At 63.5% G+C, this 21,690-nt stretch carries 22 protein-coding genes; 10 read left to right on the top strand and 12 right to left on the bottom strand.

Annotated elements, in window-relative coordinates:
- Nucleotides 1-14: 14 nt before the first annotated feature.
- Nucleotides 15-713 (top strand): phosphatidylserine decarboxylase, encoded by a 699-nt coding sequence (locus IB272_RS18205; RefSeq protein ID WP_034803995.1) that lies wholly within the window; start codon nt 15-17, stop codon nt 711-713.
- 9 nt (nt 714-722) lie between these two features.
- Nucleotides 723-1,598 (top strand): CDP-diacylglycerol--serine O-phosphatidyltransferase, encoded by an 876-nt coding sequence (gene pssA / locus IB272_RS18200; RefSeq protein WP_060580935.1) that lies wholly within the window; start codon nt 723-725, stop codon nt 1,596-1,598.
- A 108-nt stretch (nt 1,599-1,706) separates the two neighbouring features.
- Here the strand turns inward: pssA and IB272_RS18195 are convergent, their stop codons facing one another.
- The 5 genes from IB272_RS18195 to alr all read right to left on the bottom strand — a co-directional run bounded on the left by IB272_RS18195 (nt 1,707) and on the right by alr (nt 7,533).
- Nucleotides 1,707-2,447 (bottom strand): SDR family NAD(P)-dependent oxidoreductase, encoded by a 741-nt coding sequence (locus tag IB272_RS18195; protein WP_034803992.1) that lies wholly within the window; start codon nt 2,445-2,447, stop codon nt 1,707-1,709.
- A 12-nt stretch (nt 2,448-2,459) separates the two neighbouring features.
- On the bottom strand, nt 2,460-3,947 hold the full coding sequence (gene purF / locus IB272_RS18190) for an amidophosphoribosyltransferase (protein WP_060522118.1): 1,488 nt from the start codon (nt 3,945-3,947) through the stop codon (nt 2,460-2,462).
- 145 nt (nt 3,948-4,092) lie between these two features.
- Complete coding sequence (locus IB272_RS18185) at nt 4,093-4,716, bottom strand: CvpA family protein (RefSeq protein ID WP_034803987.1); 624 nt, start codon at nt 4,714-4,716, stop codon at nt 4,093-4,095.
- Between the two features lie 124 nt (nt 4,717-4,840).
- Nucleotides 4,841-6,244, bottom strand: coding sequence for a DNA repair protein RadA (radA, locus tag IB272_RS18180; protein WP_034804296.1), 1,404 nt, complete (start codon nt 6,242-6,244; stop codon nt 4,841-4,843).
- 149 nt (nt 6,245-6,393) lie between these two features.
- Nucleotides 6,394-7,533: an alanine racemase gene (gene alr, locus IB272_RS18175; protein ID WP_060580934.1), complete on the bottom strand. Its 1,140-nt coding sequence runs from the start codon at nt 7,531-7,533 to the stop codon at nt 6,394-6,396.
- A gap of 150 nt (nt 7,534-7,683) precedes the next feature.
- On the opposite strand from alr, the gene IB272_RS18170 reads away from it, so the two are divergent.
- The 3 genes from IB272_RS18170 to IB272_RS18160 all read left to right on the top strand — a co-directional run bounded on the left by IB272_RS18170 (nt 7,684) and on the right by IB272_RS18160 (nt 9,647).
- Nucleotides 7,684-8,541, top strand: coding sequence for an AraC family transcriptional regulator (locus IB272_RS18170; protein WP_034804294.1), 858 nt, complete (start codon nt 7,684-7,686; stop codon nt 8,539-8,541).
- Between the two features lie 156 nt (nt 8,542-8,697).
- Nucleotides 8,698-9,351, top strand: coding sequence for an AzlC family ABC transporter permease (locus IB272_RS18165; protein ID WP_060580970.1), 654 nt, complete (start codon nt 8,698-8,700; stop codon nt 9,349-9,351).
- Nucleotides 9,348-9,647 carry an AzlD domain-containing protein gene (locus tag IB272_RS18160; RefSeq protein ID WP_060580933.1) on the top strand — a complete coding sequence of 100 codons (300 nt, stop codon included), beginning with the start codon at nt 9,348-9,350 and terminating at the stop codon, nt 9,645-9,647. The genes IB272_RS18165 and IB272_RS18160 overlap by 4 nt, the downstream gene beginning before the upstream one ends.
- 117 nt (nt 9,648-9,764) lie before the next feature.
- Here the strand turns inward: IB272_RS18160 and IB272_RS18155 are convergent, their stop codons facing one another.
- Complete coding sequence (locus IB272_RS18155) at nt 9,765-11,267, bottom strand: replicative DNA helicase (protein ID WP_043611355.1); 1,503 nt, start codon at nt 11,265-11,267, stop codon at nt 9,765-9,767.
- Between the two features lie 332 nt (nt 11,268-11,599).
- Here IB272_RS18155 and IB272_RS18150 point away from each other — a divergent pair, with 332 nt between their 5' ends.
- From IB272_RS18150 to IB272_RS18140, 3 genes are read left to right on the top strand one after another with little or no spacing between them, the layout of a single operon-like run.
- A complete protein-coding gene (locus IB272_RS18150) occupies nt 11,600-12,043 on the top strand; it encodes a MarR family transcriptional regulator (RefSeq protein WP_034803983.1) in 444 nt (147 codons plus the stop codon).
- A 5-nt stretch (nt 12,044-12,048) separates the two neighbouring features.
- A complete protein-coding gene (locus IB272_RS18145; protein WP_113135657.1) occupies nt 12,049-13,761 on the top strand; it encodes an MFS transporter in 1,713 nt (570 codons plus the stop codon).
- An 18-nt stretch (nt 13,762-13,779) separates the two neighbouring features.
- Nucleotides 13,780-14,877: an HlyD family secretion protein gene (locus IB272_RS18140; RefSeq protein ID WP_051659664.1), complete on the top strand. Its 1,098-nt coding sequence runs from the start codon at nt 13,780-13,782 to the stop codon at nt 14,875-14,877.
- Between the two features lie 103 nt (nt 14,878-14,980).
- Here IB272_RS18140 and rplI read toward each other — a convergent pair whose 3' ends face one another.
- From rplI to IB272_RS18110, 6 genes are all read right to left on the bottom strand, one after another.
- Nucleotides 14,981-15,556, bottom strand: coding sequence for a 50S ribosomal protein L9 (gene rplI, locus IB272_RS18135; RefSeq protein ID WP_034803982.1), 576 nt, complete (start codon nt 15,554-15,556; stop codon nt 14,981-14,983).
- A gap of 32 nt (nt 15,557-15,588) precedes the next feature.
- Nucleotides 15,589-16,542: a membrane protein gene (locus IB272_RS18130; RefSeq protein WP_034803975.1), complete on the bottom strand. Its 954-nt coding sequence runs from the start codon at nt 16,540-16,542 to the stop codon at nt 15,589-15,591.
- 192 nt (nt 16,543-16,734) lie between these two features.
- Nucleotides 16,735-16,983 (bottom strand): 30S ribosomal protein S18, encoded by a 249-nt coding sequence (gene rpsR, locus IB272_RS18125; RefSeq protein ID WP_025426448.1) that lies wholly within the window; start codon nt 16,981-16,983, stop codon nt 16,735-16,737.
- Between the two features lie 26 nt (nt 16,984-17,009).
- Nucleotides 17,010-17,456: a 30S ribosomal protein S6 gene (gene rpsF / locus IB272_RS18120; RefSeq protein WP_034803973.1), complete on the bottom strand. Its 447-nt coding sequence runs from the start codon at nt 17,454-17,456 to the stop codon at nt 17,010-17,012.
- A 274-nt stretch (nt 17,457-17,730) separates the two neighbouring features.
- On the bottom strand, nt 17,731-18,243 hold the full coding sequence (locus tag IB272_RS18115) for a ClbS/DfsB family four-helix bundle protein (protein ID WP_060580932.1): 513 nt from the start codon (nt 18,241-18,243) through the stop codon (nt 17,731-17,733).
- A 19-nt stretch (nt 18,244-18,262) separates the two neighbouring features.
- Nucleotides 18,263-19,306: an aldo/keto reductase gene (locus IB272_RS18110; RefSeq protein ID WP_060580931.1), complete on the bottom strand. Its 1,044-nt coding sequence runs from the start codon at nt 19,304-19,306 to the stop codon at nt 18,263-18,265.
- A 339-nt stretch (nt 19,307-19,645) separates the two neighbouring features.
- Here IB272_RS18110 and fabD point away from each other — a divergent pair, with 339 nt between their 5' ends.
- Nucleotides 19,646-20,590, top strand: coding sequence for an ACP S-malonyltransferase (gene fabD / locus IB272_RS18105; protein ID WP_060580930.1), 945 nt, complete (start codon nt 19,646-19,648; stop codon nt 20,588-20,590).
- A gap of 39 nt (nt 20,591-20,629) precedes the next feature.
- Entirely contained in the window at nt 20,630-21,367 is a 738-nt protein-coding gene (gene fabG, locus IB272_RS18100; protein ID WP_034803959.1) for a 3-oxoacyl-[acyl-carrier-protein] reductase, read from the top strand.
- The last annotated feature ends 323 nt before the right edge of the window (nt 21,368-21,690 follow it).

The following is a 21,690-nucleotide window of genomic DNA, read 5'->3' as shown; positions in this document are numbered from 1 at the left end:
CTGGAGTAGAGTTCATGAGCCTGGTCAATACGATCCGCAACACACTCGTCCCGGTGCACAAGGAAGGCTACCGCTTTGTTGCGATCTTCTTCGTCGTGTCGCTGGTGCTTGGCTTCCTGTGGGAGCCGTTGATGTGGATCGGCTTCGTGCTGACCGCGTGGTGCGCTTACTTCTTCCGCGACCCCGAGCGCATGACGCCGCTCGACGACGATCTGGTGATCAGCCCGGCCGACGGTCGCGTGTCGTCGATCGCGACGGTCCTGCCACCGGAAGAACTGAACCTCGGTTCGGAACCGATGCTGCGCATCTCCGTTTTCATGAATGTGTTCAACTGCCACGTGAACCGCGCGCCGATGGCCGGCACCATCACCCGCGTCGCCTATCGCGCCGGCAAGTTCGTCAATGCCGAGCTCGACAAGGCGAGCCAGGAGAACGAGCGCAACGGTCTGGTGATCGATACAAAACACGGCGCCATCGGCGTCGTTCAGATCGCCGGTCTCGTTGCCCGCCGCATCCTGTGCTGGAAGTATGAGAACGGCTCGCTGGAGGCCGGTGAACGCTTCGGCCTGATCCGCTTCGGCTCGCGTCTCGACGTGTTCCTGCCGGCCGGCTCCGAGCCGCGCGTCAGCGTCGGGCAGACTGCCGTTGCGGGCGAAACCGTGCTCGCCGAGTTTGGCTCGGCCAAGGGCCCGGTCATCAGCCGCCGCGCATAAGGAGTGTCTATGGAAGGCTCTGAACAGGAAAAACCGATCGACACGCGGCAGGCGTCCGAGGACGCCAGCGGCTCGAGCGATACCGCGCGCGGCCCACGGCTGCGCGAAATCCCGCTGCGGTTGATGATCCCCAATCTGATCACCGTGCTCGCGATCTGCGCCGGCCTCTCGGGTATCCGGCTCGCCTTTGAAAACCGCATCGAGCTTGCCGTTGCCATGGTGTTGCTCGCCGCCTTTCTCGACGGCATCGACGGCCGTGTCGCGCGCGCCCTGAAGGCGACGTCGAACTTTGGCGGCCAGATGGATTCGCTCGCCGATATCATCAACTTCGGTGTCGCGCCGGCCCTCGTGCTCTATGTCTTCATCCTCGACCAGGCGCGTTCGATCGGCTGGATCGCGGCACTGATCTACGCGATCGCGATGGGCCTGAGGCTCGCCCGCTTCAACGTGATGGCGGAGCGCCAGGTCAAGGCGTCCTGGCAGTCGGAATATTTCGTCGGCGTGCCGGCGCCCGCGGGCGCCATGCTGGTGCTGTTGCCGGTCTATCTCGGCCTCCTGGGCCTGGCGCCAGAACGCACCTTCGCGCTCATCGCATCCGCCTACACGGTGCTGATCGCCTTCCTGCTCGTCAGCCGTCTGCCGGTCTGGTCCGGCAAGTCGGAAAACAGCCGCGTGCGCCGCGACCTCGTTCTGCCGGCCATCCTCGGCGTCGTCTTCTACGTCGCGACGCTGATGACCTACACATGGGAAACGATGGCGGTGACGGCGCTTGGCTACCTGGTCACGCTGCCCTTCGGTGCGCGATCCTGGCAGCGCAAATATGGCGGCGATTGGCCGGCCCATCCTTCGACCGGCGGCGACGGCCTGCCGGGCGACAAGGACTAACGCAAGTCCGCGAGAGGCGTGAATCGGCCTTCCGACCGGCAATGCCCAAAATGAAAAGGCCACCGTGACGACACGGTGGCCTTTCTCATTTGAGCGGTGTGACGAAGCTTATTCCGGCAGCCGGTAGTCGACAATCTTGTCTTCGCGCACGATGTAGAGCTTGCCGGTCTCGGTCTGGTTGGGGCCAACCAGCGGCAGCAGCTTGGCTGCGACTTCCGAAGGATGCGGCACGGTTTCCGGATCCTCGCCCGGCATCGCCTGAGCGCGCATCGCCGTACGGGTGGCGCCGGGGTCGACCGAGAGGATGCGCAGCGGCAGGCGCTGCGTCTCGCCGGCCCAGGTACGGGCCAGAGCCTCGACCGCAGCCTTCGAAGCGGAGTAGGGCCCCCAGAAGGGCTTGCACTTGTGTGCAGCGCTCGACGACAGGATCAGCGCACGGCCAGCATCCGACTTGATCAGCAGCGGCTCGAGCGAACGGATCAGCCGCCAGGTGGCGTTGACGTTGATGTTCATCACCTTGTCGAACACCTTCGCCTCGACATGCCCGATCGGCGAGATCGTGCCAAGCACGCCGGCATTGGCAACGAGGATGTCGAGCTTACCCCAGCGTTCGTTGATCGCGCCACCGAGCTTGTCGATCGCCGGCATGTCGGCAAGGTCGAAGGGCACCAGCGTCGCCGAGCCGCCCGCCGCCTTGATCGCGTCGTCAAGTTCTTCGAGACCGCCGACGGTGCGGGCGCAGGCAACCACATGGGCTCCGGCCTTGGCCAGTTCGAGAGCGGTGAAATAGCCGATACCGCGCGATGCGCCGGTGACCACGGCCACCCGGCCTTTGAGATCGATCGTCATTTTTCTGTCTGATTATCCGTTGCTGGCGAGAACCGAGAGTTTGCGGACATTGCTGGCGCCTTCCTGGTCGAGAAGGCGGGTCGGATAGTCCCCGGTGAAATAGTGGTCGGTGAACTGCGGCGACTTCGGATCGCGCTTTTCGCCGCCGACCGCCTCATAAAGACCGTCGATCGACAGGAACTCGAGCGAGTCCGCGCCGATGTAGCGGCACATGGAGGCGAGGTCCGCATGCTGGTTGGCGAGCAGCTTGTCGCGGTCCGGCGTGTCGATGCCGTAGAAGTCCGGATGGAAGATCATCGGGCTCGCGACGCGCACATGCACTTCGCGCGCACCGGCCTCGCGCATCATCTGCACGATCTTTACCGACGTCGTGCCGCGCACGATCGAATCGTCGACGAGGATGATGCGTTTGCCCTCGATCATCGCGCGATTGGCGGAATGCTTGAGCTTGACGCCGAAGGCGCGGATCTGCTGCGTCGGCTCGATGAAGGTGCGGCCGACATAATGGTTGCGGATGATACCGTATTCGAAGGGGATGCCACTCTGCTGGGCATAGCCGAGGGCGGCCGGCGTGCCGCCATCCGGCACCGGAACCACGACGTCGGCCTCGACCGGCGCTTCCTTGGCGAGGTTGATGCCCATGTTCTTGCGCGACACATAGATGCTGCGGCCGCCGACGACCGAGTCCGGCCGGGCGAAGTAGACATACTCGAACAGGCAAAGACGCTCGGGCTGAGAAACCTCCGGCTTGCGCGCGTCGATGGTGATCGAACCGTCGGGCTGGATCTCGCAGATGATGACTTCGCCGTTCTCGACGTCGCGCACATAGGTCGCGCCGATGATGTCGAGCGCGCAGGTCTCGGAGCAGAAGATCGGCTTGCCGTCGAGTTCGCCCATCACGAGCGGACGGATGCCGATCGGATCACGTGCGGCGATCAGCTTTGTGCGCGTCATCGCCAGCATCGAATAGCCGCCTTCCATCTGGCGGATGGCATCGATGAAGCGGTCGGAAGAGGAGGACTGCTTCGAGCGGGCAATCAGGTGCAGCACGACTTCGGTGTCGGACGTCGACTGACAGATGGCGCCGTCGGCGATCAGCTGCCGGCGAAGCGTGAGGCCGTTGGTGAAATTGCCGTTATGGGCGACCGCAATGCCACCGACTTCGAGTTCGGCAAAGAGCGGCTGCACGTTGCGCAGCGCCACTTCGCCCGTCGTCGAGTAGCGGGTGTGGCCGATCGACATGAAGCCCGGCAGTTTCGCCAGCGTCGCCGGATCCGTGTAGTGGTCGCCGACGAGGCCCATGCGCTTCTCGGTGCAGAACTGCTTGCCGTCAAAGGTGACGATGCCGGCTGCTTCCTGGCCGCGATGCTGGAGCGCATGCAGGCCCAGCGCCGTCAGCGCCGCCGCGTCCGAGTGCCCCAGTATGCCGAAGACGCCGCACTCTTCGTGCAGCTCGTCGCCTTCGAGTTCATCGTGGATTTCGATGGATCTATCGGTCATCACAGTCGCCTTTGCTCCGTACCGGTGCGCATATCGTGATCAGGCCCGCCGTCTTCAAGCAATCTTAGCTGAAAACGGCTGCAAGCGTTATTCCCCAAAAGGACAAAGCCCGCGGGGCGGGCTTTGTCGGCAAATCATTCCTGTCTCAGCCGTTGGTGGCCGGGGCGTCGTCGGCGGGCGCCTGGTCCGGCGTCGTCGCAGGTGCCTGGCCTGGCGTCGTTGCCGGCGCTTCGCCTTCGCCTTCGCCGGTCGTGTCCTTGCCGCGCAGGCGATCGAGAATGGTGGCATCGGCCTCTTCGGGCAAAAGCGCGATCAGCTTGTTGCCGAGATTGTCGAGCAGCGGCTTCGACTTGGCCTGGGTGACCCAGGTCGGCTGCTGCTGCGGAGCGACGAGCCAGTTGAAGAACAGCATGGCGACGACGACCAAAAGGATGCCGCGGGCAGCGCCGAACAGGAAGCCGAGCGTGCGGTCGAGCGCGCCGATGCGGCTGTCGATGATGAAATCGGCGATCCGCATGGTGATGAAGGAGATGATGATCAGCGCGATCAGGAAGATCACCGCCGCCGATCCGATCATCGCGACCGTGTCGCTGTTGGTATACTGCTTCGCATAGGGCAGAAGATGCGGGTAGAGGAAGTAGGCGGCAGCCGCCGCACCCACCCAGCTCGCGACCGAAAGCACCTCGCGCGAGAAGCCTCGAACCATGGCCAGGATTGCGGAAAACAGGGCGACGCCGAGAACGATACCGTCGAGAATTGTAATGGGCATTTTGTCCTTACTCCGGACCCGGTTCGTCCGGGTCTCCTCAAGCCTATCCGCCATCGGCCCTGAGTTCAGGGCATTTGCAGCCTGTTTGCGGCCCTTAAAGGGCGGCCTGCGGCATCCGCATCTTTCAGTCTTCGTCCTCCACCGGTCTCAGCGCGTTTCGCGACCCCGCGATGCGCGCCACCAGATCGGGCAGGCTTTCCATCTCGCTCCAGCGGCCATTGCCGTTTTTCGGCAGTTCGGTCGAAGCGGACGGCAGGACCGCCTGGGAGAACCCGAGCTTCTCGGCTTCCTTAAGGCGTTGTGCGGTATGCGCAACCGGCCGGATGGCACCCGACAAGCTGACTTCGCCGAAATAGACGCAATCCGCCGGAAGGGCAAGCCCGGCAAGCGATGAAACCAGTGCGGAAGCCACAGCTAGATCGGCCGCCGGCTCGGAAATGCGGTAGCCACCGGCGATGTTGAGATAGACGTCGTGCTGGCCGAGCCGCACGCCGCAATGGGCTTCCAGCACGGCAAGGATCATCGAGAGCCGCGCGGAATCCCAGCCGACGATGGCGCGTCTCGGCGTGCCGAGCGAGGTCGGGGCGACCAGCGCCTGCACTTCGACGAGAACCGGGCGGGTGCCTTCCATGCCGGCAAAGACGGCGGCGCCCGGCGATTTCTCGTTGCGTTCGCCGAGAAACAGTTCCGACGGGTTGGCGACCTCGCGCAGGCCCTTGTCCGACATTTCGAACACGCCGATCTCGTCGGTTGGGCCGAAGCGGTTCTTGACGGTGCGCAGGATACGATAGTGATGGCCGCGGTCGCCTTCGAAGTAGAGCACGGCGTCGACCATATGCTCGACGACGCGCGGACCGGCGATCTGGCCCTCCTTGGTCACATGGCCGACGAGCACGACGGCGGTTCCCGTCTGCTTGGCAAAGCGGATCATCGCCTGCACGCCGGTGCGAACCTGGGTCACCGTGCCCGGCGCGGAATCGACGATGTCGCTCCAGAGCGTCTGGATCGAATCGATGATCACGAGATCCGGGCGCTTGCCTTCCGACAGCGTTGCCAGAATGTCCTCGACGTTGGTCTCAGCAGCGAGCAGCACATCGCTGTCGGCAGCCCCCAGCCGCTGGGCGCGAAGACGCACCTGCGCCACAGCCTCTTCGCCCGAGACATAGATGACGCGATGCTTGCGGCGCGAGAGCGCGGCCGCTGCCTGCATCAGCACCGTCGACTTGCCGATGCCGGGATCGCCGCCGACGAGCAGCGCCGATCCGCGCACGAAGCCGCCTCCGGTCACCCGGTCGAGTTCCGAGATGCCTGTCTGGATGCGCGGCGCGTCTTCGATCTCGCCCGAGAGGGTGGTGAGTGCGACCGGGCGTCCCTTCTTCGGCGCGCGCGACGGACCGCCGCCGATGCCTGCCGTCGGGTCGTCCTCGATGATCGTGTTCCACTCGCCGCAGCCTTCGCATTTTCCCACCCAGCGAGTGTGGATCGTGCCGCAGTTCTGGCAGATGAATTGGGTACGCGCTTTCGCCATCGGCATCGACTTTCGGAATGTGAGACCGCCGACGTCGCGAGGGGACGTCGGCGGCAAAGAATCACCTGTATCGTCACATAATGCCGCAAAGTGCGGAACAAAAGGTGAATTTCTGCAAGAATGACCGAAAAATGAGCTGAAGGAGCGCGTCAGACGCTGTCGATATAGTGCCTGATATAGCGGCGGCCGAGGCTGGTCAGCATCTCGTAGCCGATCGTCCCTCCGGCGCGCGCGACATCGTCGATGGCGATGTGCCGGCCGAAGAGCTCGATGTAATCACCCGGTCGTACCGCGCTTTCAGGAAGGTCCGTGACGTCGAAGAGACTGAGGTCCATGGTGACGCGCCCGACATGCGGGACCTTCTGGCCGTGCAGGAAACCGAAGGCCCCTGATGGCGTTGCCTGCCTGAGCGTGACGCCGCCGCCGGACACGGAACGGTGATAGCCATCGGCATATCCCACAGCCACCGTGGCGATGCGACTGTCGCGGTCGAAGCGGGCAGAGGCGCCATAGCTCGCGGTGCCGCCGGCGGCCACGTCGCGCACCTGGATGATCCGTGCGTCGGCGGTCACCACCGGCTTCATCGGGTTGGGGATGTCGTTCACCGCCTCGCCGCCATAGACGGCGATGCCCGGCCGGGTCAGGTCGAAATGATAGTCGGGCCCGAGGAAGACGCCGCCGGAGTTGGCAAGGCTCGCATCGACCCCTTCATAGGCAGTCGACACCTCATGGAAGCGACGGAGTTGAAGGCCATTCAGCCGATGGTCCGGATCGTCGGCGCTGACGAGATGGCTCATGATCAGCACCGGCGAAAAGCTTGCCGGCCGCGCCGGGTCTGTCGCAAGCGCAACGGCCTGCTCGACCGTAAGGCCGAGCCGGTTCATGCCGGTATCCACATGCAGCACGCAAGGGTGGTCGCCACGCTCGGAAAGGGCGGCCATGAACACCGCCAGCTGCTCGTCCGAGTTGATGACCGGCACCAGATCGTTGTCGAAGAACAGCGCCTCGTTGCCCGGCCACATCCCGGCGAGAATGTAGATCCGGCCGTCCGGTGCAAGCGGACGGAGTGCTGCGCCTTCCTCGGCATTGGCGACAAAGAAATCGCGGGCGCCGGCCGCATAGAGGGCAGGGGCCGCCTGCGCGATGCCGATGCCATAGGCATCCGCCTTGAGGACGGCTGCGGCACGCGCCTTGCCGGAGCGCTTGTTCATGGCCCGCCAGTTGTCGGCAAGCGCGCCAAGATCGATCGTGAGCCGGTTGGAAGCGGAAAGGAAGTCTGGAGGAAGCATGCCGGGCACTCTGCGTGGATGATCCAGGATCAATACAGCCAAGCGCAGAGCGTCGCAAATATTCCCCTGTCGCAGCGCCCTCGCGGATGGACCAGGCAAACGAGCACTTTTGTGCAAGACGCAGCCGCGCAGGCGCACTATGGTTTTGCCATGCAGACAATTTCGCAGGAAGAAGCCATCGATGTCATGCCGATAGAGGGCGCCGAGCGCACGCGCTTCTGGCGGGATTCCCGCTTCATGGGCATGGAATGTCTGACGGCGACCTTCATCACCCATGAATTTGCGCCGCACGCGCACGAAACCTTCAGCATCGGCGCCATCGAGGCCGGCTCGCAGATCAGCAAGATCAAGGGCGAGCGTTCGGAGGCCGGCCCCGGATACTTTTATCTGATCAATCCCGACGAAATTCACGACGGTCATCCGGGCGGCAGCGGCTATCGCTATCGCATGGTCTATCCCAGCGCCGAACTGCTGGTGAGCATCATCGAGGATGTCACCGGACGCGCTTTCAAGGGCACGCCATCCTTCTCCAAGCGTGTTTTGCAGGCGCCGGACCTGGCTCTTTCCTTCCATCAGGCCCACCGCACGCTCGAAGTGTCGGGGGCGACGCTCGAGGCGGAGGAAAAAATGTTCGCGGTGCTTGCCGCGATGTTCGAGCGCCACGGCAGCACGATCATCACGCCGATCGAAACGCGCGAGCAATCGGCCGTTCACCGGGCGCGCGACTTCCTGGCGGAAAACTATGCCGAGGACATCGGGCTCGAGGAACTGGCGAAGGTCGCCGGCCTCAGCCGCGCCCACCTCATCCGCGCGTTCCGCAAGGAGTTCCACATCACCCCGCATGCGTTCCTGACCGACAAGCGCGTGCGGGCGGCAAAGACACTGCTGCGGCACGGCTGGTCGGCGGTGGACGCAGCCTATCAATGCGGTTTTGCCGACCAGGCGCATTTCAGCCGTCATTTCAAGGCGCGCACCGGCGTCACCCCTGGGGCCTTCCGCGCCGGCTGATCACTTTCGTTCAAGACGATCCGCAGCCCGAGTCCTAGAACACTCGGGCAATTGCGATCGCGCGCCTGTGTGGAAGGGCGGCGCATCGCGCGAATGGAGACGTGGACGTTGCAGGAAAGAAGTGCGTTCCAGGAATTTCGGGCCGCGGCCGTTGCTATGACGCCGCTGATCGTCGCGGTCATGCCGGTCGGCCTCGTGTTCGGTGCGGTGGCGGCGAGCAAGGGACTTGCGCCGGCCGAGGTGGCGCTGATGAGCGCGCTGGTCTTTGCCGGCGGGTCCCAGTTCGTCGCGATGGATATCTGGACGCATCCGGCGTCCTGGGCGGCGCTTGGCTTTTCGGCACTGCTCGTCAACATCCGCCATGTGCTGATGAGCGCTTCGATCGGCGGCAAGCTCGACAGTTTCTCCGGCCCGGCGCGCTATGCCTCGATGCTGCTTCTGGCCGACGAGATCTGGGCCATGGCCGAGATGCGGGCGAGCAACGGCAAGCTGACGCCTGCCTGGTATGCGGGCCTTGCGGTGCCTTTCTACTGCCTTTGGGTGCTGACGAGCCTTGCGGGCGCGTTGCTTGGGGCATTCCTGGGCGATCCGAAGGTTACCGGCCTCGACTTTGCGTTCCCCGCCGTCTTCATCGTGCTGGTCATGGGGTTCTGGAAAGGACGGGAGACGGGTGCCGTTCTGGCGGCTAGCGCTTGCGCCGCCGTGCTCACGCATCAGTTGCTGCCAGGGGTCTGGTACATCGCTGCCGGGGCTGCGGCCGGGGTCGTGGTCGCGCTTCTCTCCGGTGCACGCAAGGAGGCCCATGCATGACCGTCGATCCAAATACACTGCTTGCCATCGTCGCCATGGCGGTTGCGACGATCGCGACCCGCATCGGCGGTCTCGTGCTGATCCGGTATGTGACGATCGGGGAAAGCCAGAAGCGCGCACTGGAGGCGATACCGCCGGCCGTGCTGATGGCGGTTATCGCGCCGACGGCCTTCGTGACCGGCCCGGCGGAAACGATCGCCGTTGCCGCGACGGCCGTGGCCGCCATGCGGCTGCCGCTCCTGGTATCGGTCGCCGTCGGTGTCGTCTCGGTAGCGCTGCTGCGCCTCGTGTTCTGAGAGGTTTGTGCTGGCGCGGCGCGCTTCAGCCAAAAGGCACGTGCCATTTGAGATTGAGAGCGGGCTGGGAAACCGCAAACATTTTTCCCAGCCCGCTCCGGCCGCCCCCACGGAACCCTAGTGTTCTTCGTACTGGGTGAAGGATGGATCGGCGAGATCGGTGAAGCGCGTGAATTCCGACTGGAAGGCGAGTTTCACGGTACCGGTCGGTCCGTGACGCTGCTTGGCGATGATCACGTCGGCCGTGCCCTTCACCTGCTCCATCTTCATCTTCCATTCTTCGTACTTCGGGTCGAACTCGTCGCGCGGCTCCAGGTTCTTCACGTAGTATTCCTCACGGAACACGAAGAGCACGACGTCGGCGTCCTGCTCGATCGAGCCCGATTCACGAAGGTCGGACAGCTGCGGCCGCTTGTCTTCGCGGCTTTCGACGCCACGGGAGAGCTGCGAGAGCGCGATGATCGGAACGTTCAGTTCCTTGCCGAGCGCCTTGAGGCCGGTGGTGATCTGGGTGATTTCCTGCACGCGGTTGTCGCTGGATTTGCCCGAGCCGGTCATGAGCTGGATGTAGTCCACCACCAGGCAGTCGAGGCCGCGCTGGCGCTTCAGGCGCCGCGCGCGGGCGGAAAGCTGGGCGATCGAGATACCACCGGTCTGGTCGATATAGAGCGGCACCTTCTGCATCATCTGCGAGCAGGCGACGAGCTTTTCGAAGTCGGCCTCGGAGATGTCACCGCGACGGATCTTCGAGGAGGAGACTTCGGTCTGCTCGGAGATGATACGGGTGGCGAGCTGTTCGGACGACATTTCGAGCGAGTAGAAGCCGACGACGCCGCCGTTCTTGGCCTTGAACGAGCCGTCAGCCTGGACTTCCGGCTCGTAGGCCGCAGCAATGTTGTAGGCGATGTTGGTGGCAAGCGAGGTCTTGCCCATGCCGGGGCGTCCGGCAAGCACGATCAAGTCGGAACGCTGCAGGCCGCCCATCCGGCCATCAAGCGACAGGATGCCGGTTGAAATGCCCGAAAGGCTGCCGTCGCGCTCGAAGGCCTGGCCGGCCATGTCGATGGCGAGCGCCACGGCGTCGTTAAACGACTGGAAACCGCCGTCGTATCGACCGGTCTCGGCAAGTTCGAACAGACGGCGCTCGGCGTCTTCGATCTGGCCCTGCGGAGGCATGTCGAGCGGCGCGTCATAGGCGATGTTGACCATGTCCTCGCCGATGGTGATCAGCGAACGGCGTAGCGCCAGGTCATAGATCGCCCGGCCATAGTCTTCGGCGTTGATGATCGAGACGGCAGCGCCGGCAAGGCGCGCAAGATAGGTCGCGACGGTCACGTCGCCGACCTTCTCGTCGGCCTTGAGGAAGGTCTTGATGGTGACCGGGTTCGCCATCTTGCCCATGCGGATGATGTCGCCGGCGACTTCGTAGATCTTGCGGTGCAGCGGTTCGTGCAGATGCACCGGCTTCAGGAAGTCCGACACGCGGTAGTACGCGTCGTTGTTGACGAGGATCGCGCCAAGCAGCGCCTGCTCGGCCTCGAGGTTGTTCGGGGCCTCGCGGTAGTGCTGGTCCGCCTGATCCTTGCCGATAGGGGATAGCTTTCGCGACGCTTCGTTCATTCGTTTATCTCTGCCTCTGTCTGGTGTGGCACCGGTTTGCGTTTTAGCGCGGGCCGGGTCAAGTGCACGAGGGACACAGTCGCGAAGCGACGTCACCGCGCCCGGCGCTGTTCCCGTTGTTCGACTGATCCACAGGCGGGGGCTCGCAAATGTGCGGATTATGCCGTCGTCACAAATTTGGTCGTTGACGCCGCGAATCACCCGAACCTTCCCGACGAAACGAAGTGTAGCGCCGTCCTCCTCTGCCTCAAATCCGCATCTTGAAAATCCACCGCATTTGGATTAGATAGAGGCAGAATAATTAGCATGCTAGTAATATGGAAAAGATACCAATGTATCAACCCACCGTGAACCGCGAACTGTTCGATGCCCTGTCGCTGCTCAATCGCAAGCTGCGCGCCGTGTTCGATGCGCGGGTGAAGGAGAAGGGGCTGACGCTGTCGCGCGCCCGCGCGCTCTTCGCCTTGACGAAGAAGGATGGCCTGAACCAGCGGGAGCTCGCCGACGAACTCGACATCGAGACCCCGACACTGGTGCGCCTGCTCGACGGCATGGAGAAGCAGGGCTTCATCGAGCGGCGGGTCGAGGTCTCCGACCGACGCGCCAAGCAGATCCATATGACCGAACTCGGCCGCACCGTTGCCGACGAGATCCTCAGGCTTGCCGACGAAATCCGGGCCGAAGTGCTGCAAGGCATCGACGCAGCCGAGCTTGCCGTGACAAAGCGGGTGGTTCGTGCGATCGCCGACAATGTTCAGTCGCTGGCGCGGGAGTGACGGCGATGGGCGCAGTCGCGACGGCCGCCGCAAACGACAATCGCCTTGCCTCCGAGCTTGAGGCCGCGGAGGCCGTCGACGAGGACCAACACGGAGAAACCGTTATTGCGCCGGAACCGGCGCCAACCCCCGTGCCGGCCCCCGTCGAGAAAGGTCTGTTGCTTTCGGCGGTCTATGTCCTGGGCTCCGTGCTCCTGTTCCTAACGCAGGGGCTCGGCATGAACCTGGCGCTCGCCAACCTTACGCAGGTCCAGGGCTCGCTTTCGGCGACCTCCATCGAAGCCGGCTGGCTCTCGGCGGCCTACATGGCGCCGAATGTCAGCCTGTCGATCGCGCTGGTGAAGATCCGCGCCCAATACGGGCTGCGCCGTTTTGCCGAAATCAGCATCGCCGGTTTCGTCGTCGTCTCGTTGATGAACGTCTTCGTTTCCGATCTGCATTCGGCGATCGTCGTGCGCTTCATCAGCGGCATTGCCGCCGCACCGATGTCGACGCTCGGCTTCCTCTACATGCTCGAAGCCTTTCCGCCGGCGCGCAAACTGACCGTCGGGCTGGCGCTGGCGCTCACCTGCACGACGATTTCCGCGCCGGTCACCCGCCTGATCTCGCCGACCTTGATCGAATATGGCCAGTGGCATGCGCTCTACACGCTGGAAATGGCGCTGGCGCTGATCGCGCTGCCGATCATCTACCTGCTGCCGCTGACGCCGGTCCCGCATGCCAAGGTTATCCAGCGCATGGATATCCTGAGTTACCTCCTCGTCGCCGTCGCCTTCGGCTGCCTCGCCGTGGTCCTGACCATGGGGCGCCTCTACTGGTGGTTCGAGGCTCCTTGGCTCGGCGTCCTGCTGGTCGTCTCGATAGCGACGCTGACGACCGCGGTGCTGATCGAGCTTTATCGCCCGGTGCCGTTGATCGACGTGCGCTGGATCGCTTCAAAGGAGATCGTGCACTTTGCCGCCGTTCTCTTGATTTTCCGGCTGGTCGCCTCCGAACAATCGACTGTTGCTGCGAACTTCTACCAGCAGCTCGGTCTCCAGTTCGAGCAGGTCGCAACCCTCTATTGGATCATCCTTGCTGCGGCCATCGGCGGCGGTCTGCTTTGCGCCGCGCTGATGAATCCTGAACATGCGGAGCGCGTGCATATTCTGGCACTCGGCCTCCTGGCGGCCGGCGCCTACATGGACAGCCAGGCGACCAGCCTGACACGGCCGGAGCAGATGTATCTGAGCCAGGCGATGATCGCGTCCGGAACGGCGCTCTTCCTGCCGCCGGCCATGGCGCGCGGCTTCAAGGCGGCGCTCGCCAAGGGGCCGAGCTATATCCTCAGCTTCATCGTGATCTTCCTCTTTACCCAGAGCATCGGCAGCCTGATCGGCTCCGCCGCCTTCGGTACCTTCGTCACGATCCGTGAAAAGTTTCATTCCAACCTTCTCGCGGAACAGATCGTGCTCTCGAACCCTCTGGTTGCCCAGCGCGTCAACCAGCTTTCCGCCGCCTACGCCAAGGTGATGGGCGACAAGACCCTGCTCGGCGGCGAGGGCACCGTGTTGTTGTCACAACAGGTGACCCGCGAAGCTTACATCCTCGCCTACAACGACGCCTTCCTGCTTGCCTCGGCGGTCGCGCTTTTCGCGCTCGCCGGGCTGCTGCTGCACATCTCCCACAACTGGCTCAGGCAGAGATTGTCCGCTCCTGCGCCGATGCCGGCCACCTGATTGACAGAGTTGACGACCATGTTGAAATCCCTGCGCTCTCCCACGAGCATCATCGTTCTTCTCGCCGGCATCGCCGGTATCGCCCTTGTGCTCTACGCCTGGCGGCTGCCGCCGTTCCACAGTTCGGTGGAATCGACGGAGAATGCCTATGTGCGCGGCTTTGTAACGATCATGAGCCCGCAGCTTGCGGGCTATGTCGCCGACGTTCCGGTGCACGACTACGAGACGGTCAAGGCCGGGCAACTGCTGGTCAAGATCGACGACCGCATCTATGCGCAGAAGGTGGCGCAGGCGGAAGCCACGCTTGCCGGGCAGAAAGCCGCACTTGCCAATTCCTTTCAGCAGGAGCTTTCCGCCAAGGCGGGCATCGCCGCCAGCCAGGCGCAGCTCGATGGTGCCAAGGCTGCCTTCAATCGGGCCCGGGCGACCTGGGACCGCATCCGCCCGCTTGCGGAAAAGGGTGTTTCGACCCGCAGTGATGCCGACCAGGCGCGTGCAGGCTTTGAGCAGGCCGACGCTGCCGTGAGCCAGGCAGAGGCCGGGCTGGAAGTGTCGAAGCAGGCGCTGGCGACGACGCTTGGCGCGCGTGCCGGACTGCAAGCCGCGGTGAGCGGGGCGGAAGCGGCCGTCGAACTCGCGCGAATCGATCTCGACAACACCCGCATCGTCGCGCCGCGGGACGGCCGTCTCGGTGAGATCGGCGCGCGGATCGGTCAATATGTGACGGCCGGCTCGCAACTCCTGGCGCTGGTGCCGAACGACGTCTGGGTCGTCGCCAATTTCAAGGAAACGCAGCTCGACGGCATGAAGGCGGGCCAACCCGTCGCCATCGCGGTCGACGCGCTGCAGCGGAACGAGCTGACGGGGCATATCGAGCGGTTCTCGCCCGCCGCCGGTTCGGAGTTCAGCATCATCCGTCCGGACAACGCCACCGGCAACTTCACCAAGGTGGCCCAGCGCGTCGGCGTGCGCATCGTCGTCGATCCCGGCCAGCCGCTGGCGGAAATGCTGTCGCCCGGCCTTTCGGTCGTCGTGCGCGTCGACAAGGACGCGCCGGTGCGCGTTGCACCGGACCAGGCGAACATCGGTGTCGCGCCTGTTGCTGCCCACGGATAAGACGGCCGAGGTCCACAGAGCCATTGCCAGAAACGGCCGCGCAACCAAGAAAAAAGCCCGGATCGATGATCCGGGCTTTCGCGTGTTGAATGGCCTTTAAGGCTTATTCTTCTTCGCCTTCGAATTCGGCTTCCGGGTTGAAGAAGTCTTCCGGCTTCAGGGCGTCTTCGTCAACGCCGTAGATGGCGTCGGCCGAGGTCAGGCTTTCGCCCTTTGCCTGGCGACCGGCTTCTTCGGCCGAACGGGCAACGTTGACTTCAACCGAGATCTCGACTTCCGAGTGCAGGTGCAGCGTGACCTTGTGCAGGCCGATCGACTTGATCGGCTGGTTGAGGTCGACCTGGTTGCGGCCGACGTTGAAGCCTTCGGCAGCGAGCACTTCGATGATGTCGCGGGCAGCAACCGAACCGTAGAGCTGGCCGGTTTCGCCAGCCGAGCGGACGATGATGAACGACTTGCCGTCGAGCTTCTCGGCAACAGCCTGGGCTTCCGACTTGCGCTCGAGGTTGCGGGCTTCGAGCGTCGAACGCTCAGCTTCGAAACGGGCCTTGTTGGCAGCGTTGGCGCGCAGCGCCTTGCCGAGCGGCAGGAGGTAGTTACGGGCAAAGCCGTCGCGAACCTTTACGGTTTCGCCCATCTGGCCGAGCTTGGCGATACGTTCGAGAAGAATGACTTCCATGTTGGTTTCCTTTCAGAGTTCCAGTTCGTTGGTCAGTTTTTTCCAACCGGCGTGACCGCGATGGTGCGTCGCGTATCGATCAGGCCGGACAGGAGGAAGAAGAATGCCGGGATCGTGAACACGAGCACCGACAGGTATGCAATCCACAGCACGGGAAGCCGCCAGGACTTGCCGCGTGTGCGGAAATGGAAGGAGGCGAAACCGGCAAGCAGGAAGCCCGCGCCGAAGGTTCCGCAGATCAGCGCGCCGATCGTTGCGGGTGCGCCGCCGAGGAAGGTGAGGACCAGGCCGCCGAGAAAGATGAAGATCGCGTTGCGGTGCATGCGCAGCGTCGACGGAATGTCCTCGCGCGGGCGCAACGACCGGCCGGACATCTGCACGATGCGGGTGGCGAGGTAGTAGGCGGTAAACAGCATCAGCACCCAGATCGCGCCCTGGACGAGCGGCAAAGCGAGGGTGAAAAGCGACTTGATCTGGGCGATGGCAGCCGCATCCGGGTTGTAGGCGCTGTCCTGCGCCTTCACGGCCTGAATGACGATATCGACCATGCGATCGGAGATATCGGCTCCATAACCGACGATCACGCCGACGATGATCATGCCGACAGTCACCAGACCGGCGAGATGGCTGAGGATATCGGAGAGCGGATACCAGGCAAGCGCCTCGTCCGGGCCGCCGAGTTCGGACGCCGGGCGGGCGAGATTGGCGAGATGGCTCAGCCAACCGGCCGGGATCAGCGTGACAACGAGGATCAGCAGCGCGAAGTAGGGCGAAACGAGAACGGCACCGGTGGCACCGGCCGTGACGATCGCGGTGATCGCTGCGGCATTGCCCCAGCCGAGGCCGGCAATCAGGATTGGAAGTGCCGAAGCGGCATAAAGGACGATCGCAAGAGACGACTGCGTATTCGCGCCCATCGACAAGAGGGCGGCGGTAAAGCCGGCGAGAACGCCGGTCAGCAGCGATGTCCTGTTCACATTCGTCACGTTCGCTGTCCTGCTTCGTGCAGTTAGGGGATGGCCAAAGCGCAGCCCCAGCATGGGATTTTGGCGCATCGCGCCGGTTCCGATCCGCGCCCATCGCGGAAGGGAGAGAAAGAGGCGCTCACCTTAGGGGAGCGCCTCTCCCAACAAGTCGGGTTCCGTCGAGTCAGAAGACTGACGGAGAGTCAGCCGTTCTTAGGAAACGACGTAGGGCAGCAGGCCGAGGAAGCGTGCACGCTTGATCGCCTGGGCGAGTTCGCGCTGCTTCTTCTGGGAAACGGCCGTGATGCGGGAAGGAACGATCTTGCCGCGCTCGGAAATGTAGCGCTGCAGAAGACGGATGTCCTTGTAGTCGATCCGCGGAGCGTTTGCGCCCGAGAAGGGGCAGGTCTTGCGGCGGCGGTGGAACGGGCGACGAACCGGAGCGGAAGAAACTTCAGCCATTGTCTTAATCTCCTAAAGCTTCTTGATTACGCGCGGTCTTCGCGCGGACGGCGCGGGCGGTCTTCGCGGTCGCCACGGTCCGGACGCGGACCACGGTCGCCGAAGCCACGCTCCGGACGGTCGCCATCGCGGCGCGGACGGTCGTCGCGGTCGCGCTTCTGCATCATGGCAGACGCGCCTTCCTCGTGCTTCTCGACGGCGATCGTCATGTAGCGCAGGATGTCTTCGTTGATGCGCATCTGGCGCTCGATTTCGTGAACAGCCGCTGCCGGAGCATCGATGTCCATGAGAACGTAGTGAGCCTTGCGGTTCTTCTTGATGCGGTAGGTGAGGGACTTCAGGCCCCAGTTCTCGACGCGACCGACCTTGCCGCCGTTTGCTTCGAGCACGCCCTTGTACTGCTCGACGAGACCGTCGACCTGCTGCGGCGTGATGTCCTGGCGGGCCAGGAATACGTGTTCATAAAGAGCCATTGTGGCTTGCCTTTCTTGCGTTAATCAGCCCGGACCTCGGCGGCTAAGCCTCAACGACTGTTCTTAGTGGCTGCAGGCAGCCGGCAAGAAAGTGTTGTATCGAGACGGTCGAGAGCGGAGACACGGGAGGCCGGAAAGACGTGCAATCCTAACGGCTCCCCTCGAGGAAGCCGGCCCTCCGTTCAGCCACCAGCCAGAAGACCGGGCATTTCGAACAGCGCGCTTATACGCATTTTTCCGCGGAAGGCAAGGCTTGCCGCGTCTTTTCCGCTTTCTACGCCAGCCCGTTCACCTTTTTCCATTTGCGCAGGCGGCCGTGGGCGTTGGCATAGGGAGAGGAAGTATTGAACTGGATCATGCGTCCGAGCGTGAATTTTCCGTACCATGGCCGCCCGTAAAGCGTCCGCTCGTCGCGATCCCTGATGAGTACCTCGAGCGTCTCCTTGCTGCGCCTCAGTCTGGCGACAAGCTCGCCCGGCGAAAGAGCGTGGAAGTCCGCATAGAATTTCTGCGCAAGCCGTCCGAGTTCGTTCCATTGATAGCCCGTCTCGGGGAAGTCGACCAGCTCGCCGCGCTGATCGCGATCGATCCATTTGATCACGAGTTCGCCCCAGCCGATGAGGTAGGCGACGAGGTCGCCGACGCTCATCATCGTGCCCTTGGCGTGGCCTTCGAGCGACGGTTCGCGGTAGCGCTCGTCAGGAACCCGTTCCAGCTCGCGCATCAGCCTGGCGAACTGGACGTCGATCGCCGCAAGCAGTTCCGCTTTCGTCTGGGGTACCGGCATCGACGATCTGGTCTCACGCTCAGATCGGCATCGGGTAGATCCGGTGCAGCCGCCGGATCCCGTTCACGATGTCCTGCGACAGCGTAAGGTCGACGGCGCCAAGGTTGGTCTTCAACTGCTCCATCGAGGTTGCGCCGATGATGACGGAAGCCATGAACGGCCGCGCCAGGCAGAAGGCGATGGCCATCTGCGCCGGATCGAGGCCGTGCTCGCGTGCCAGTTTGACATAGCCTTCGACGGCCGGTTCCTGGTGCGGCGTGAAGCGGCCGCCGAGATCGCCGTTGATCGAAAGTCGCGAGCCCTTCGGCTTCGCGCCATCGAGGTACTTGCCGCTTAAGAGGCCGGCGGCGAGCGGCGAATAGGCGAGCAGGCCCACGTCTTCGTGGTGCGACAGCTCCGACAGGTCGAGGTCGTAGGCGCGGTAAAGCAGGTTGTATTCGTTCTGGATCGAGGCGACGCGCGGCAGGCCATGACGCTCCGCCATGTCGATGAACTTCATCGTGCCCCAGGCCGTTTCGTTGGAGAGGCCGATGGCGCGGACCTTGCCGGCTTTCACGAGGTCGCCGAGCTTGTCGAGGATTGCCCGGAGGTCACTCGCGACATGATCCTTGTCCTGCCTGGACGGGTCATAGGACCAGGCATTGCGGAAATGGTAGTGGCCGCGGTTCGGCCAATGAAGCTGATAAAGGTCCACATAATCGGTCTTCAGCCGCTTGAGGCTGGCGTCGATCGCCTGGTCGATGCCCTCGGGTGTCGTCGGGTTGCCGTTGCGGATATAGGGGCGGCCGGGGCCGGCGACCTTGGTCGCAACGACGACCTCATCGCGCCGGCCGCGCCTGGCCAGCCATTCGCCGATGAAGCGTTCCGTGTCGCCATAGGTCTCCGGCGAAAGCGGGGTCGTGGGGTAGAGTTCGGCCGTGTCGATGAGGTTGACGCCCTTTTCGAAGGCGTAATCCAGTTGCTCGTGCGCCTCGGCGATGGAGTTCTGTGAACCCCAGGTCATGGTGCCCAGGCAGATTTCCGAGACCTTGATGCCGGTGCGGCCAAGCGTGTTGTAGCGCATCTAGATAAGTATCCTTGTGAAGGGCGGCGCCGACCTGGGAGGGAAGGGGCGCTGGCACCGGGAATGGAGCGGTCGCCTCGACCCTGGTGATCGGGTAGGGCAGAGCGACATCGGGCGGCAAACTTACGCCTTGATTGTTGAAGATCAAGGGCAAAAGGCCTCGTCGGCCGTGTCCGTGCCGGCCTCCAAGCTTGACTCGTCGGTAAGGAATGTGAATGGAGAGGAAGCCGGAGATGTATGGTTTCTGCCTGCATCCCGCTCTAACTCATAAGAACCGATCACTAGGATTTCGTGTCGCGCCGACCCGAAATCCTAGTGATCTAGGGAAGGGACGATCCCATGAGCATTGCATTCACGTTTCCAGGCCAGGGCAGCCAGGCTGTCGGCATGGGCAAGGATCTGGCCGACGCTTTTCCGGAAGCGGCAGCCGTCTTTGCCGAAGTCGATGAAGCACTCGGCCAGAAGCTGTCCGAGATCATGTGGAACGGCCCCGAGGAAACACTGACGCTGACTGCGAACGCCCAGCCGGCGCTGATGGCCGTATCTATGGCCGTCATTCGCGTGCTCGAAGCCAAGGGCCTCGACCTAAAGTCCAAGGTTTCCTTCGTCGCCGGCCATTCGCTCGGCGAATACTCGGCGCTCTGTGCCGCCGGTACCTTCTCCATTGCCGACACGGCGCGTCTCCTGCGCATCCGCGGCAACGCCATGCAGGCGGCGGTTCCCGTCGGCAAGGGCGCAATGGCGGCGATCATCGGCCTTGAACATGCGGATGTCGAAGCCGTCTGCCGCGAAGCCTGCGCGCTCGGTTCCTGCCAGATCGCCAACGACAATGGTGGCGGCCAGCTGGTGATCTCCGGCGAGAAGGCTGCCGTCGAGAAGGCCGCAGCACTCGCTTCCGAAAAGGGCGCCAAGCGCGCTCTGATGCTGCCGGTCTCTGCCCCCTTCCATTCCGCGCTGATGGCGCCGGCTGCCGACGCGATGCGCGAGGCGCTGGCCAAGGTCGAGAAGCGTAATCCGGTGGTGCCTGTCATCGCCAACGTGCTCGCCGCCCCGGTCAGCGATTCCGACGAGATCGCCCGGCTGCTGGTCGAGCAGGTCACCGGCCAGGTCCGCTGGCGCGAGACGGTCGAATGGTTTGCCGCCAACAATGTCACGACGCTTTATGAACTCGGCTCCGGCAAGGTCCTGACCGGGCTTGCCCGCCGCATCGACAAGACCGTCAACGGTATCGCCGTCAATACGCCCGCCGATATCGACGCAGCACTCGCCGCCTTGCTCGCCTGAGCGAACGCCTAGGCGCTCCAGTTATAAGGAATCAAAGAGATGTTTGATCTTTCCGGCCGCAAGGCTCTCGTTACCGGTGCATCCGGTGGTATCGGCGAAGAAATCGCCCGCATGCTGCACGCCCAGGGCGCGACCGTCGGTCTGCACGGCACCCGCGTCGAAAAGCTGGAAGCGCTTGCCAACGAACTTGGCGATCGCGTGCAACTCTTCCCGGCAAACCTTTCCGACCGCGCCGAAGTCAAGGCGCTGGGCGAGAAGGCCGAAGCCGAGCTTGGCGGCGTCGACATCCTCGTCAACAATGCCGGCATCACCAAGGACGGTCTCTTCGTGCGCATGAGCGACGAGGACTGGGATGCCGTTCTCGAAGTGAACCTGACGGCCGTGTTCCGCCTGACGCGCGAACTCACCCATCCGATGATGCGTCGCCGTTTCGGCCGCATCGTCAACATCACCTCCATCGTCGGCGTCACCGGCAACCCCGGCCAGGCGAACTACTGCGCCTCCAAGGCCGGCATGATCGGCTTCTCCAAGTCGCTGGCCCAGGAAATCGCGACGCGCAACGTCACGGTCAACTGCGTGGCTCCGGGCTTCATCGAAAGCGCGATGACCGGCAAGCTCAACGACAAGCAGAAGGACGCGATCATGGGCGCGATCCCGATGAAGCGGATGGGCACCGGCGCTGAAATCGCTTCGGCGGTCGTTTACCTCGCTTCCAACGAAGCGGGCTACGTCACCGGCCAGACGATTCACGTCAATGGCGGCATGGCCATGATCTGATCCGGTTTCCGGGATGGGCCGCCCGCCGAGATTGTGCGGTGGGCGATCTTCAACGTCCCGGGACGCCGCCTGCCAAATGCCTGAAATTCAATGTTGAGCAAGCGAATGACAGGCATTTTCGGACTTTGCGACAGCGTTAAACCGTGTTAATCGGGCCATGACTGTTAGCAGTCGACCGGTCCCGCCAGGTGCCCGGCAGCCTTGGCTGCCTTGGGTTTGCCGCAGTTCCGGTTGGATGGATTGCCGGGTGGGCCGTCTTGGTCTATCAGGCTTACAGAAGAGTACCGGTGCCGGAATAGGCGCCTACAGAAACGAAGGTCGAG

It is taken from the genome of Ensifer sp. ENS08 (genome assembly GCF_014852195.1).
Lineage (GTDB): Bacteria > Pseudomonadota > Alphaproteobacteria > Rhizobiales > Rhizobiaceae > Ensifer > Ensifer adhaerens.
Note: the sequence above shows the minus strand (reverse complement) of the source record. Positions and strands in the feature narration are given on the sequence as shown.

Coding starts and splice junctions, on each gene's coding strand:
- IB272_RS18205 (WP_034803995.1), top strand. CDS start 15: ATGAGCCTGGTCAATACGATCCGCAACACACTCGTCCCGGTGCACAAG.
- pssA (WP_060580935.1), top strand. CDS start 723: ATGGAAGGCTCTGAACAGGAAAAACCGATCGACACGCGGCAGGCGTCC.
- IB272_RS18195 (WP_034803992.1), bottom strand. CDS start 2,447: ATGACGATCGATCTCAAAGGCCGGGTGGCCGTGGTCACCGGCGCATCG.
- purF (WP_060522118.1), bottom strand. CDS start 3,947: ATGACCGATAGATCCATCGAAATCCACGATGAACTCGAAGGCGACGAG.
- IB272_RS18185 (WP_034803987.1), bottom strand. CDS start 4,716: ATGCCCATTACAATTCTCGACGGTATCGTTCTCGGCGTCGCCCTGTTT.
- radA (WP_034804296.1), bottom strand. CDS start 6,244: ATGGCGAAAGCGCGTACCCAATTCATCTGCCAGAACTGCGGCACGATC.
- alr (WP_060580934.1), bottom strand. CDS start 7,533: ATGCTTCCTCCAGACTTCCTTTCCGCTTCCAACCGGCTCACGATCGAT.
- IB272_RS18170 (WP_034804294.1), top strand. CDS start 7,684: ATGCAGACAATTTCGCAGGAAGAAGCCATCGATGTCATGCCGATAGAG.
- IB272_RS18165 (WP_060580970.1), top strand. CDS start 8,698: ATGACGCCGCTGATCGTCGCGGTCATGCCGGTCGGCCTCGTGTTCGGT.
- IB272_RS18160 (WP_060580933.1), top strand. CDS start 9,348: ATGACCGTCGATCCAAATACACTGCTTGCCATCGTCGCCATGGCGGTT.
- IB272_RS18155 (WP_043611355.1), bottom strand. CDS start 11,267: ATGAACGAAGCGTCGCGAAAGCTATCCCCTATCGGCAAGGATCAGGCG.
- IB272_RS18150 (WP_034803983.1), top strand. CDS start 11,600: ATGTATCAACCCACCGTGAACCGCGAACTGTTCGATGCCCTGTCGCTG.
- IB272_RS18145 (WP_113135657.1), top strand. CDS start 12,049: ATGGGCGCAGTCGCGACGGCCGCCGCAAACGACAATCGCCTTGCCTCC.
- IB272_RS18140 (WP_051659664.1), top strand. CDS start 13,780: ATGTTGAAATCCCTGCGCTCTCCCACGAGCATCATCGTTCTTCTCGCC.
- rplI (WP_034803982.1), bottom strand. CDS start 15,556: ATGGAAGTCATTCTTCTCGAACGTATCGCCAAGCTCGGCCAGATGGGC.
- rpsR (WP_025426448.1), bottom strand. CDS start 16,983: ATGGCTGAAGTTTCTTCCGCTCCGGTTCGTCGCCCGTTCCACCGCCGC.
- rpsF (WP_034803973.1), bottom strand. CDS start 17,456: ATGGCTCTTTATGAACACGTATTCCTGGCCCGCCAGGACATCACGCCG.
- IB272_RS18115 (WP_060580932.1), bottom strand. CDS start 18,243: ATGCCGGTACCCCAGACGAAAGCGGAACTGCTTGCGGCGATCGACGTC.
- IB272_RS18110 (WP_060580931.1), bottom strand. CDS start 19,306: ATGCGCTACAACACGCTTGGCCGCACCGGCATCAAGGTCTCGGAAATC.
- fabD (WP_060580930.1), top strand. CDS start 19,646: ATGAGCATTGCATTCACGTTTCCAGGCCAGGGCAGCCAGGCTGTCGGC.
- fabG (WP_034803959.1), top strand. CDS start 20,630: ATGTTTGATCTTTCCGGCCGCAAGGCTCTCGTTACCGGTGCATCCGGT.